We start from the raw sequence: 13,032 nt of genomic DNA on the forward strand, positions 1-13,032 counted from the left end.
GGCACCCATATTTCAGTACATCTCTTTGCGATTGCGGTCACACGCATACTCACACCACCTCGGCAATCGCCGTTGCCCTCTCAACTATCTTGACGGTCGTCCCCCCTTTAACCAGACTGAAACCGCGCTTCCAGCGCACACCACAGCCATTTGGCTCATCACCGAATCGAGGAGATAGTCATGATCATCGAACTCGGCAAAGCAACTGAGGAGACCAGGAAGTGGTATGGGTTCATGGACTTCTGGTTTGACGAGCAACCCTGAACCATACATCGCGCGCATCGAAAGATGCGCGCCCGGCTCAACGCAGCTCGCGTGACAATCTATCTTCGACACGGCGTCCACATGTGCCTCGTTGACGAAGGCGCTATCTTTCTCGACATTTCAACCAATGCGTACGTTGGCATCGATGCTGAGACCCAGTGCGCGCTGACTACGTGTCTCGCGGGGCTTGATTCGGGTCAGAACTCTGCGCCACCGGACACAGTGTTAGCGCTGATGCGTCGCGGGCTGCTTACCGACTCGCAATCGCTCGGCAGGCCCTTCTCACCGCTTACAGTTTCCCTGAATCGCGCGCTGCCTTACGGAACGGGACGACACCCAAGGCCAGGCATCACGGCAATCCACCTTGTGAGATTCTTGAGCGCGCTCACTCGTGTATCGATCATGATTCGTCGCGGGCGGCTCTTGCCTTTGATCACTCGCCTCACCACTCTCAAAGCCAGCGCCTCCCTGCAAGACCTGCAGAGCGCCTTCATTCTGGTGCGCATCTTTCGCCGGCTGTCCACGGCCTTCTATACCGCCAAGAATGCCTGCCTCCTCGACTCCCTGGTGCTCACAGAGTTTCTCATCAAGCACGGTCACCGGCCCACGCTGCTCATCGGAATATGTACCAAGCCCTTCCTTGCGCATGCATGGGTGCAGATTGAAGACTGCGCACTCAACGACTCTCTCGAGCACGCACAAACATTCATACCTTTAGCGGCTCTGTGATGCCAAATGACGCGCTTTCTGGCCCTTGTCTGGGACGATCGAGACCTCGAGAGCAGCGAAGGTGCGTCGAGGATGCGCCGGCAGGTAATGAATGGTAGCGATTGGCTGGTCGCAACGGATCACGCCGGCTTGGCCGTTTACATTCACCAGAAGAGCGCAAGCAGTCGTCGCCCAATATCGCTTCAACAGGATACCGGCGTCATTCTCGGTACGCTGTTCAGACGATCGACAAGTGCCATGGAGCCGGCCGAGCGTCGGCTCACGATTGACGAACGGCAAAGCGCGGACATCCGACGCACTCATGGGCGATCGCTCGTCGATAGCGATTGGGGATCGTACATTTTGTTCCTGCGACGTTCCCAGGAGCATGCGATAAGCGTGTTTCGAGGACCTGCGGGGGCCCTTTCCTGCTACTACCTGACTCGCGACCGGTGCACCCTGTTTTTCTCGCATGCGGCGGATCTTCTCGGGCTGGGCAGCTCACTCTCCATCAACTGGGATTCCATACGAGCCCAAGCCGCCGCGGGCGATTACTTGACCCGAGAAACGGGACTCTCCGAAGTCACTGCAATCCTCAGTGGCGAGTGCCTGGATATCTGTGACGGACAAATCACCAGTCGGTCCTACTGGAATCCATCCAGGTTTTGCAGCGATCCCGTTCGATGCCTTGCTGACGCCGCAACACTATTGCATCTGGAGACGCATCGGTGCATCAGCGCCTGGGCTTCCCTGCACGAAACCCTCCTGCTGCTACTGTCCGGCGGGTTGGATTCGTCGATTGTCCTGTCGTGTCTGCGCAGCAAGAGCCATCGTACAAGAGTGATCGCGGTCAACTTCTATTCCCAAGGCGCCGGCGATGAGCGCCGCTTTGCGCGAAGCATGACCGAAAGAACGAATACCCCGCTCGAGGAGATCCCGAGCAACATCGACATCGATCTGCGCGCATTTGCCGATTGCGCTTTGACTCCGAACCCGGTGTTGAATTTTACCGGCTTCGACGTGGAGCCCGTCATGCAGAGACTGGCTCGCACCTATAACGCGACCGCAGTCTTTACTGGAGAGACGGGTGATGACGTGTTCGGACACGCGCCCACGCCAGATGCATTAGCGGAGATCCTGCAAAGCCCCGAGAACATTCACCGATTCTTTACCGCTGCAATGGACTATGCGGAGCTCGCGCGCATTTCTGTCTGGCGAGCCATGCGCATGGCGTATGTTCATCTCAAGTGGCTGCGTCGGATCCGGACCTGGAGCCTCTATCGCCATCGACTCCTTGCCGGACGATCCAACGACAGCTATCTGGTTTCTCGAAGTGCCGTGACCGTGTATGAAAGCATGCTAGGTCGTTTTACGCACCCGTGGTTCCAGGATGCCGACAACACGCCGCTAGGCAAGGCAACACTGATCTACAGCTTGATCAAGGCAACCTCATCCATCGCTCATTCGCCATTCAGCGCTGCGGAGGAGCCCACCCGCATGAGCCCTCTCGTGAGTCAACCGCTGCTCGAAGCCACGCTGCGAATACCCAGCCATATGCACTTTTCAGGGGCGGAGAACGGTGCGGTCGTGCGCGCTGCATTCCGCTCGGCCTTATCCCCGCTGGTACTGGATCGAGGGATTGGCAAGGGCACTCCTGCGGCGTGGGCTCGTAGCTTGCTCGATAGAAACGCGGCGTTCCTGAGCGAGTTGCTTCTGGGCGGATGGCTCGTGCAGAAAGGAATACTCGACCCACAAAAGATACAAGAGCTGCTGTCGAGTCAGATCAGTCGAACCCGGCTGGGCACGGCTGATTTGGTCAGACAGGTGTACATAGAGACCTGGCTGAGGCGCTGGATTCGTGAAGGTGCCCGCCCCTAGCTCGACTTCCTCTCACCAGATCAGTGAGAACTCTATGGCGATCAACCGACCGAGCGGATCCGCATTGGCGGCATCGTAGGTTGCGCCTCGAGTTGCGCGTGAGCCGGCAATACGCGGCGGCCCTTCATCGAAGAGGTTCGATACACCCAGACGGATAGACAAGTCATCAAGCGTCCGCGCGCGGCTATTATGGAATGTGTAGCTCAGATAGGCATCGGTCGTGCCATACGAGCTCACTGGAACATCGGGCTCCGGCGTCGTATCTCTATAGCCATTGGTGAAGTTCACCGCGAGTCCGCCCTCCCAACGCCCTCGGGTGAATACGGCACCTGCCCGCAGTTTCAATCCCGCAGGGTTTCCTACCGTGCCGACAGAGTCGAAAGCTTGAGCACCGGGCGCGAAGGTCGTCTCGAGCTCGTGGATCGCGCTGGTGGTCAAGGACAGGTCCAGCTGCCCTCCTCTCATGCGGGTTGAATAGCCCACCGTAAGGTCGATGCCGTCGGTGTCGAGCACGCTGGCATTGACGAGCCGCGCGTCATAAATATAGGTCGCGAGATTCTGTGGATTCGGCCCAAAAGCCCCGCCCGTTGAATCTGTGCCAGTCCGGTCCACATACACGAGTTGGCCACCGGTTTGCCGCGCCAACGCGGTCTGCAGGGCCGCGGGACTGCTGTAACTGCGAATGAAACTCTGCAAGGCAGGATTGGACAACGCTGCCGAGTCGAAGGGAGGCGCGACAATGCGCCCCGAGTACGAAATCGCGTAGTAAGTGAGATCGAGCTTCAGCCCTTCAATCATGTTGGGATGGAGAGTGAGTCCGGCGGTCCAATGCCGTGCCGTCTCCGGACGTAAATTTGTTGCTCCAGTCAAGAACGCTACAGGGATCGTTTCGCTGCTATCGGCGCTTCGGAATGAATAGATCGACACTAAAGCGTCAGTTCCGTGCGATGTTCTGATGAGCTCCGCACCCGGCGCCGGCGCGCGAAACGAGTGACTGTAGGTCGCGCGGAGCTCCAGGCCTGATACAGGCGCCCAGGAAAGCCCGAGCTTTGGATTGACAATATGGCCGACATCGGAATAGTCATCGTAGCGCCCAGCTAAAGACAGCCGTGCGCCTCTGGCATCTGGAGCTCGATTGGGCTCGCCAAAGAGGGGCACATGCAGCTCGACGTACGCGGATTCGACAGTGCGTGCAACGTGTTGGCTGCCGATGGTCGGCGACCGCAATGAACGAGTGTATTCTTCCTCTCGGTGATCGATGCCGACGGCAACGCTCATGCTCCCCGCGGGCAGGCTGCCCAGAATTCCATTGGCCGCCAGGCCTGTGATCCATTGCCCTTGGGTCAGCCCCTGTACTTCAGAACTGCTCACCTGCGGCACTGACTCGCCCGTGGGAAAGTGTAGAAAACTGAAATCGGTGCCTTCCCGACTGAGGTGCCCTCTGAGCCAGAGGTCCCATCCCTCGATGCCTGCATAGCGCAGACTCATGGACCCTTGCGTTCGGTCGATCGTGGCCGGAAATTCCAAATGACCGGGCTGGGAAGCTGTTCCAACGGCGAATCGCTGCGTGCGGCCATGTTGAACATCAGCATGCGCAACCCATGAATCCGCGAGCTGCTGACGGCCCGAGACATGAACACTCAATTGCTCATTGCTGGGAAAGATCGAGGCCGGTCGAGCCACACCGCTGGTACAAGCCCTTTTATCCACGCGCAGCGCCGATTGGCTCAGCACGCTGGCAACACCCAAGACACTGCCGCGGTCCCAGCTGGAACCCAACGATTGCCAGGCATGAGTCTCATTGCGCCCCGCCGGTGACGTAAATCCGTATCGAACATGAGTTTCAGCTTCGTCAAAGTCGTCCTTGAGGATGATGTTCACCACGCCTGCGATCGCGTCGGCTCCATACACCGCGGAAGCGCCATCTGTCAGCACTTCGATTCGAGAGACTGCAGCAAGGGGAATGAGGGAAATGTCCGTGATGAGCCCTTGCCCTGAAGGTGCCACACGATGACCATTCACCAGAGTCAACGTCGCCGTGGATCCCAAGCCGCGAAGATTTGCGCTGGCACCGAAGGAAACATTCCCCGAGGCCGCAGCGCCCGCGCTGAATCTTGCGTCCGCGGACTCGCCGTTCGTTCCGCTACGAATGTTCTGTGTGAGCCACTGGACGGCTTGCTCCGTGGTGGCGTACCCCAGCCGGCGAATCTCGTCCTTGTCCAATGTGATAACGGCGGAGCCCGCGGGTGCGACGCCCAGAATGTGTGTTCCAGTCACCAACACTTCAGCGATGGGCTCGCTCGACCTCTTGATACCATTTTCCGCGCTGACAGCGGCGACGCTCGTTTCAGGCGCTGACGTCCGACCGGCGGGTTTGGTCCCCGCACCCGCAGTTGCCGGGAGAATCAGCACTGTTAGCGAATCAACCAACTTATAGGTGAGCCCGGTCCCGGCGAGCAGCTGTAATAGCGCGTCAGCGGGCGAGAGCCGTCCGATGACCTTCGGCGCATCCGACAGTGCCACTGACCCCGGTTGGAAACTCACTTGGAACCTGGATTGGTCCGCCCACTCAGCCACCGCCTGGAACAGAGGCTGCGCCTCCAAACGGAACTCCTGCTGCTTCGACAAATCCGGCGCCGCCCGCGATTGTCCAGGCGCGAGCAGACACAAGACAGCGAACAACAGCAACGCTGCGCCGCTTCGCCAGGCCGGCGAATTCAAGGCCCGAGACCGCACCCGTCTAGGGGCCACTATCACGCAGAGTGATGTCTTCTCCATTGCGAACGATTTTTATGGTCTTATTGAGCTTGAGCACGTTTAGCAAGGATTCCGGGCGCGTCTTCCAGAACACGCCAGAGACGGGAAGCCGGCGTAGCTCCGCACCTTCAACGATCAGCTTTGGCGCCGCGTTGTAACGATTGAACTCTTTCGCGACCTCTGCCAGGGGCCAACGATCGAACACCAGCTGCTGTTCTGGCTGCCACCATGCGGTTGCCGCAGTCGCATCCACCTTCTTCACCGGCTCTATTCGACCGTCTTGATGAATGGTCACTGACTGCCCGGCCGAGAGCGTCACTGCCTGAACCGGTCTGGGGGTTTTAGGGGGAGCAAGCTGTGGCTTCGCCTGCACGACGCCTTTCACCACCACTGCGGTGACTGTTTGATCGCGGGCCACACTCACATCGAATTCCGTACCAACCGCCACCACCATCGCGAGGCCGGCATGCACACGCAAGGGGCGATGAGCGTCTTGACGAACTCTGAAAAAGCCCTGTCCCTTCTCCAGGTACAAATCACGCGCCTCCGCGGAGAACGCTGCCCGCACCTCAGAGTGAGCATTCAACGCAACCACCGAGCCATCCTCCAGCTCGAACTCCTGCCGCTGTTCGCCCGCGACGTAAGCTCCTCTTGTGGGTTGGAGCGCAGAGATCGCCGCCACTGACAAGCCGAGCGCTGCCACACTCGCCGCGATCGCCATACCCCGGACACGCCGACGCGCGAGCCGCCGCTCCGCTTTGGATCGCTCGATCAGGGCGTCCACATCGATGGGATAAGTGCGCACAACATCCCGAATTCGATTGTCGACCTCCTGGGCAGCCGCGAACTCCATGACGTTTCTCGGCGAGGCCTGGATCCAGTTCGAAAACTCCGTGAGATGCTCTTCTGTTGGCTCATCGGTCAGTACCCGAAGCCAGTATGCCGCCTGCTCTTCTACTGGCCCGGTGCGCAGTTGCGAGTCATCCTTTGTCATCGGCGTGCCTCCCGAGACAGGCGAATTCGCAGCTTGGCCCGGGCGCGCTGAATGCACTTCTTCAGCGCCGCCTCCGTCATCTCCAGTCGCTCGGCCGCTTCGGCGTAGCTCAGCCCATCGCGCACCAGCAGGACGATCGCTGCGTAAGCCGTCGGCATATCGGCCAGCTTTGTTTCAACTTTCTTGAGCAGCTCCGCATAATGTTGACGATCTTCCGGATCCTCGCTTGACCATTGCTGGATGCTTGCTCCGTCATCACCCTCGGCCGACTGCTCCAGTTCGTAGAGCCACACCATGTGTTCGCGCTCCTTGGCACGGTTGGCGCGGAACTCCGCCAGCGTCCAGCTGGCCAGCGTAAGAAGAAAGCCAAGGGGCTTTCGGATAAACGGCATTCTGTTGTTGATACTGAGGATCTTCTCAAACGTCGATTGAGCGAGGTCTTCGACATCCTGCGGGTTGCTGACTCGCCGCGAGAGATAGTCACGCAGATTCCCGGAATATTCCTTCGCGGCGGCCTGCGCCAGATCCCGGCTCGAGATCATATTGAGCGTCCTCGACAAACTGATGGGCTAGGCCGGATAGACCGGCCTGAGTTGGCGAGTCGCCTTCGTGGTAATCAGTTTGTTTGTTTTCGAGGTAAGCGCCGCGGGTCAGCGGTGCTGCCGACCGAAAAAAAATGTCCCCGAATGCGGGTGAAGTTCAGACCTAGTGGACGAGGGACCGTACCCCCCGGCCATGGATGGCCTTCCAGCACACACATCCATCGATGAGAGAGATAGCCGTGCGACGACAGAAACAAAAAGGGCGCCTTTCGGCGCCCTCTCTCAATCAAACAACAGCTTTACCCGATCAAGTCGCCTGCACAGCGATCAACCGCACGCGCAGGTACTGCTGACGCAGCGACTCTTCGAGCTCGCGAACGCGATGGGCGAATTCGGTGTGCTCGATGTGGTCGATAACGGCCTTCTTGGCGGCTTCGACTTTCTTCTGTTGCAGCGTGGCCCAGTGAGCCAGCGTTTCCTTGAAGTGCGCCATCTCGGTTTCGAGGGACTGGCGCAGGGCGGCCAGGCGGCCGTGGTCCTGGCACTGGCCGAGGTTCTCTTGGGCGGCCTGCAGCTGACGCTCGACCAGCGCCTGGCGGATCTGGAACTCGGGCACGCGCTTCAACGAGCGGGCCAGGCCGACGAACTTGGCGGCGGAGATCAGCCACTTGGTCGGATCCCACTGGTACCAGCGGATGCCATTGCGGTAGTCCCACTGAAACAGGTGGTGATAGTTGTGATAGCCCTCGCCCCAGGTGAACAGCGCCAGCACGCCGTTGTCGCGGGCGGTGTTCTCAGTGGTGTAAGGACGGCTGCCCCAGAAGTGGGCCAGCGAGTTGATGAAGAACGTGCAGTGGTGGCTGACCACCAGGCGCAGGAAGCCGCCGAGCAGCAGGCTGCCCCAGATGTTGCCGTGGATAAAGCCCAGCAGCAGCGGGATGCCGAAGTTCATGGCCACGGCGATCGGCACGTAATACTTGTGCTGGAAGGCGACGATCGGGTTGGCTTCCAGGTCCTTGGCGTTCCGGAAGTCCTGCTTGCCGCTCTCGTAGTTACGGAGCATCCAGCCCAGGTGCGAGAACCACAGGCCGCGCTTGGCCGAGTACGGGTCCTGGTCCACATCGTCGACGTGGCGATGATGCACGCGGTGGGAGGACGCCCACACCAGGATGCTGTTCTGGAGCGCCATCGCGCCGAACAGCATGTAGAAAATCTGCAGGGGCTTGGACGCCTCGTAGCTACGATGCGCCCACAAGCGGTGATAACCGGCCGTGATGGACATGCCGTTCAGCGCCCACAGCACGAAGAAGCCGATCCACTCGTAAGCGTCGAAGCCGTAGTTCGCCCAGTACCACGGCAGCACCGTCACCACCGGAATGGTGGAGATCAGGAACATGATGATGGCAGGCCAATTCAGCGGCGCGCGTTTCGTCGTGGCGTCAGCGGTCATCGGTACTCCGTGGAAAACTTGAGGCTCGGATCCTAGCAGGGGCTAGCGGGAATTTCCGCGCAATAATGGCTCAGACCCACCCGGCCCGTACTTCGTGCGAAGTACGGGCCAGGTTCAGGGAATGCCCTAGGTTCCTGAGCGGAATCTGTGACTTAGCGCTCAGCCAGCGCCGCCACCAGGGCGCCGCGGGCGGTCGCTGTCAGTGGATCGCTGGCCATCCGCACCTCGCCCACCTGGAACGGCCAGGAGCGGCGGCGCAGGGCCTTCTCGAAGCGGTCCCGGAAGCCATTGGGCTTGGAGGTGCCGCCGGCCAGAATGATCGGCATGGGCTGATCGTTCCGCGGCAGTTTCGGGGTCTTCTGCACGGCCTTGCCCAGCTCATCGACCAGCTGCTCGATCAGCTTGTCGTAATAGATGTGCAGCGCCTTGTCGATCTTGTCGCCGCCCTCGCGGGTCAGGTCGAGCGTTTCTTCCTTGATGGCTTTGACGCGGGTGGCCGGCTCGTTGACGACCGCACCGACCGAGGCGTCGATGAAGTCGCCGCCGTGCGCCAGGCTCATGGTCAGCGACGGAATCGACAGGTACGAGATCGCGACGTTGCACATGCCGCCGCCGCAGGAAATGCCGATGCCGGTGAAGCCTTCTTTGGCGAGCTCGGCCAGCACCACCGCGAGGCCTTCGTTGACCGCGAGCGGCGTGTAACCGCGGCCCTTCAAGTAACGTTTGATGGTCTCTTCGTGATAGGTCAGCTCGTGGCCCGTCTCAGGCGCGGCCGCCGGCACGGAGAACGCCAGCAATTCGCCAGGATTCCGGGACTGCGGCACGAGCGTGCTGAGCACGGTCTCGAGCACATGTGTGGCCTGCGGCTCGCTGGGATTCAAGATGCCCTTGGCCATCGGCCGGCGCACGTTGGCATTGAAAATGTGCGCGAACTTTTCCGAAGCGTCGCCATAGACGATCAGACGATCGTTCTCGCGATAGAACGGCGTGCGATTCGCCTTCAGCCCTTGCTCGTGCAACGCCGAGTACGGCACGTCGAAGAACGCGTTGAGCTGCGAGTCGGTCGTCGGCGAAATGTTATCGCCGCGCGCCGAGACCACTTTGCTGGTGCCCACGTCGAGGCCGATGCGAGTGCGAGTCCCGCTCTGGCTCTGACCAGTGTGGCTGCCCGAGCCCGACGATTCCGAGCCGTGGTCGTTACGATCGTCCATAGCGTTACCCTCTTTTGTCTGCCGTCTGTAAAACCAATGTTTACTGAGTTCGATTGGCCAGGCCGGGCTCGTCCCCGGTCGGCGTCGGAAGTTCCGCGCGCCAGCGGCGATAGTCCGCCTGGCGTTCGTGCCGTAAATCGTCGAGCGACATCGAGCGCTGACGAGCCTCATTTGCAAGTTGTTGCTCGGCTGCGATCAACCCGGGCCAGCGCTCGCCCATCGTGCGCAGGAATTCGCTGTCGTAAGTGAAGCCGAACAGCGCCACGCTCGGCAGCGGCTGCGCATACAGGTCCGGCAAGCCAAACGCTTTGAACGGGAAGCCGCGCGCCCAGTCGAGGTGATATCCAATCAAGCCCCGCTTCGGCGACACGCTCGCGAGCCCGTGCGTCACACACATCTCCGGCGCGATGGCGAATCGCTGCCGCAAGTAATGAGTGAGATTGCGACCGGCGATCAGCTGCGCGCGTGTGATGGGCAACGTGCGCCCGCCCTCCCAGCGCGACTCGAACGATACCCCGAGGAATGCCGAATTCAGATCCAGATAAACCTCATCGCCGCGCGCCCACACACCGTGTCCGGCATGATTGGCGCGACTGTCGTCATCGACGATGCGATACACGCGGCCGAAGCGATCGATCATGTAGTTATAGGCCTGCTCGCGCTTCACGAAGCGGAGCAAGGCTTCCGAGCCCTTGCGCAATTCTTTCTCGTAGCCCGGCTCGAGCGGCCACAGATCGCTCTCCGAGGTATGAAACAGAATGCCGATGGGACGATTGAGCTTGGTGGGTAACAACTGACCGTCGCGGGAATGCACGCGATAGTCACGAGGCGCGCCCTTCACCGTATACGCGGTCTCGATGCGCAAACCGTTGCTATACAACTCCCAGTCCGGCCCACGATCTGCGAGCCACAGCATGCTGGGCACGATGCCAACGTCATCGTCGGCCAACGTCTCAGCGACCGGCGGCTGATTGACCGGCGTCTCATCGACTGACGCGGGAGTGGTGAGCGTCGTCGTTGTCGGTACAGAGAGCGGCGCAGTCGCAGATTCAATCGCGGTGGCATTCGCTTCGGTGGAAGAACCTACCGATGCAACTTGTTCAGGCTCGCTGCGCCATCGATTGACTTGCCAGGCAACGATGGCCACGAGCACGGGAACAAACAACATCGCGGCCGCGGACGCGCCGACGACCACACGACGCGCAGTCTGTCGAGCCGCTAGGGTGCGCTCGGCAATTTCTTCATCGGCATCGGCCACGGCGTCGAGCGCACGCAAACCTTTCAATCGATACCAGGCACGACGCGCGGGAGGAATGGGCACGAGCTGCACGAGGGCGCTCTTGTCGCCGTCTTCGTTAAGGGCGCTTTGCAGATAGCGCAGCTTGACGATGGGATCGTCGATGTCGTCGGTGATGCGGGTCAGCTCTTCGCCGCATTCACGGCTCACGGGCGGCCGCTCACGCCGATAGCGCTCGGTGGGCGAGCCTCTCGCTGCAGCCGTCATGGGCCGGCCATCCATCCAAGGAAAACAATGGGATGCACGTTATGCCTGCGAACATTCTGCGTTGCAATCAGGGATTACAGTCGCGTTATGTCCGGCGAACCAGTACCCAGTTCACGGTCCCGCCAATTCCTTGGCGGTAAGCACCCCAGAAATCGCCGTTCGCGAGCCGTTAGCCGTATATCGGTACGCGCGAGGCTTCTCGCCCATCCACGCGGGATCAACCGCAAAGCGCAGCGCCTCCTCCGGCGCCGTGGAAAATGCATAGGCTTCCGAGCGCACCCCGAGATCCGCCAGCCGTTGACGAATGTCAGACGCCGCGGCGATGGGATCGGTCGAGATCGTGACCACCTTGAGCGTAGATTGCTGCTTTTGCAGGGCCGCGATGTTACCGAGCGATTTCATGCAGTAGACACACTCCAGGTCCCACATCACGACCCAGAACTCCGCGCCGGCATGTTGTTGTTCGATCTTGCGCAGCGTGTCGCGGCTGAACGGCTTGATGGCATCGTCGCCGGTCGCATCGCCGAGGTTCGCGACGGCAACGCCATCGGCCTTGCGCCAGACAATCAACATCGACGTGTCGTTGCTCAGCACTCGCGGCTGATCGGACTCACCTTCTGTTTGTAACGTCGGGCCCGCCGTGAAATGACGTCCGCCGTCTTTAGATAACCACGACTCCACTTGGGTGGCCGTGCCGTCGAAACGTTTCCAAACGACGCCGACGATGTTTCCTCGGGCCACGATGTCCGCGTGCATCGCTCCGGCCGGCAACGGTTGCACGCCGGTAGGAGCGGCGCCCGTCAGGCGTCCGTAGAACGCACGCCCTTCGCCGTTGACTTGATTGAACCACACCGCATGACGAGTACCGTCCGCGGCGATCGCAAGTGACGGCCCGTGATGAGGGCACGCGTCGATCTTCCATCGATCCGATGTAACACGCTCGACAGTAATGCCCTCGCCCTCCGGTTTCAGCACGGCGAATGCATGATCCCGTTCGCTACCCGGAAACACATGACGCCACATCGCAACGGCGCGCCCCTTCGAATCGAGCGTCATGGCGATCCGGCAACACTCGCAACTGTTGTCGGCCAGTTTGTAATCGCCCTTCCAGGTCGCGCCCCGATCGTCCGAGTACGCGTAATACACGGCCGCGCCGGCGTACTCGCGTTTCGCCGCCTGCGCGGCGCCGAGATCGCGCTTGTCGATCCACGACACCCAGAGGCGACCGGTCTGATCGACCAGCATCGACTCGAATCGATGCGTGATGAGTTGTCGATCTCGATGAACCACCGCGGGCGCCGACCAGCTCTTGCCGCCATCCAGCGAGCGAGCGAAGCGAATGTCGCCGGTGAATTTGTCCGAGGTCGGCGACGTCCAGGTCACATAGATCTCGTCACGAGGACCGAACGCGATCTTCGGACGATTCTCACCGTCGGCGGAGACCGGCTCCGGCTTCGTCGTGACGCGAATCGCGGGCTGCCAGGTTTTGCCGTTGTCGTCGGAACGCTCGAGCACGACGTGAGCGTTCTTATCGACCGGCTCGCTGCGAACGATCCACAAACGTTTCTGCTGATCGAACGCGGCGGTCGTGCCCAGAGCACGACCGTGCGACATGGCGGCACTCGCCGGCTGAAGCAGCGTGGCGAGCATGAGCGCCAGGAGCGCCGGCACGGCGGTCCAACGAACGACCGTGCGGCTGAGCTTCAACGCCCTCATCGCGATCC

Annotated in this window: 9 protein-coding genes; 2 read left to right on the top strand and 7 right to left on the bottom strand. The window is 60.7% G+C overall.

Annotated elements, in window-relative coordinates; translation table 11 throughout:
• Window positions 1-288: 288 nt before the first annotated feature.
• Together ACFPN2_RS05885 and ACFPN2_RS05890 are read left to right on the top strand one after the other, a co-directional pair.
• On the top strand, window positions 289-993 hold the full coding sequence (locus ACFPN2_RS05885; RefSeq protein ID WP_380595703.1) for a lasso peptide biosynthesis B2 protein: 705 nt from the start codon (window positions 289-291) through the stop codon (window positions 991-993).
• A 6-nt stretch (window positions 994-999) separates the two neighbouring features.
• On the top strand, window positions 1,000-2,850 hold the full coding sequence (locus ACFPN2_RS05890) for an asparagine synthase-related protein (RefSeq protein ID WP_380595704.1): 1,851 nt from the start codon (window positions 1,000-1,002) through the stop codon (window positions 2,848-2,850).
• 12 nt (window positions 2,851-2,862) lie between these two features.
• Here the strand turns inward: ACFPN2_RS05890 and ACFPN2_RS05895 are convergent, their stop codons facing one another.
• The 7 genes from ACFPN2_RS05895 to ACFPN2_RS05925 all read right to left on the bottom strand — a co-directional run bounded on the left by ACFPN2_RS05895 (window position 2,863) and on the right by ACFPN2_RS05925 (window position 13,024).
• The gene (locus ACFPN2_RS05895; RefSeq protein ID WP_380595705.1) at window positions 2,863-5,628 is read right to left on the bottom strand and encodes a TonB-dependent receptor domain-containing protein; all 2,766 of its coding nucleotides are present in this window, start codon (window positions 5,626-5,628) and stop codon (window positions 2,863-2,865) included.
• The gene (locus tag ACFPN2_RS05900; RefSeq protein WP_380595706.1) at window positions 5,591-6,460 is read right to left on the bottom strand and encodes a FecR family protein; all 870 of its coding nucleotides are present in this window, start codon (window positions 6,458-6,460) and stop codon (window positions 5,591-5,593) included. The genes ACFPN2_RS05895 and ACFPN2_RS05900 overlap by 38 nt, the downstream gene beginning before the upstream one ends.
• A 137-nt stretch (window positions 6,461-6,597) precedes the next feature.
• Window positions 6,598-7,143, bottom strand: a complete 546-nt coding sequence (locus tag ACFPN2_RS05905; RefSeq protein ID WP_380595707.1) for an RNA polymerase sigma factor — start codon at window positions 7,141-7,143, stop codon at window positions 6,598-6,600.
• 307 nt (window positions 7,144-7,450) lie between these two features.
• Window positions 7,451-8,593 carry an acyl-CoA desaturase gene (locus tag ACFPN2_RS05910; protein WP_380595708.1) on the bottom strand — a complete coding sequence of 381 codons (1,143 nt, stop codon included), beginning with the start codon at window positions 8,591-8,593 and terminating at the stop codon, window positions 7,451-7,453.
• A 152-nt stretch (window positions 8,594-8,745) separates the two neighbouring features.
• Complete coding sequence (locus tag ACFPN2_RS05915) at window positions 8,746-9,804, bottom strand: disk-shape morphogenesis protein volactin (protein WP_380595709.1); 1,059 nt, start codon at window positions 9,802-9,804, stop codon at window positions 8,746-8,748.
• A gap of 40 nt (window positions 9,805-9,844) precedes the next feature.
• Window positions 9,845-11,308 carry a peptidoglycan recognition protein family protein gene (locus ACFPN2_RS05920; RefSeq protein ID WP_380595710.1) on the bottom strand — a complete coding sequence of 488 codons (1,464 nt, stop codon included), beginning with the start codon at window positions 11,306-11,308 and terminating at the stop codon, window positions 9,845-9,847.
• Between the two features lie 111 nt (window positions 11,309-11,419).
• On the bottom strand, window positions 11,420-13,024 hold the full coding sequence (locus ACFPN2_RS05925; RefSeq protein WP_380595711.1) for a sialidase family protein: 1,605 nt from the start codon (window positions 13,022-13,024) through the stop codon (window positions 11,420-11,422).
• Window positions 13,025-13,032: the final 8 nt, after the last annotated feature.

It is taken from the genome of Steroidobacter flavus (assembly GCF_042651805.1).
Classification (GTDB): Bacteria; Pseudomonadota; Gammaproteobacteria; order Steroidobacterales; family Steroidobacteraceae; genus Steroidobacter; species Steroidobacter flavus.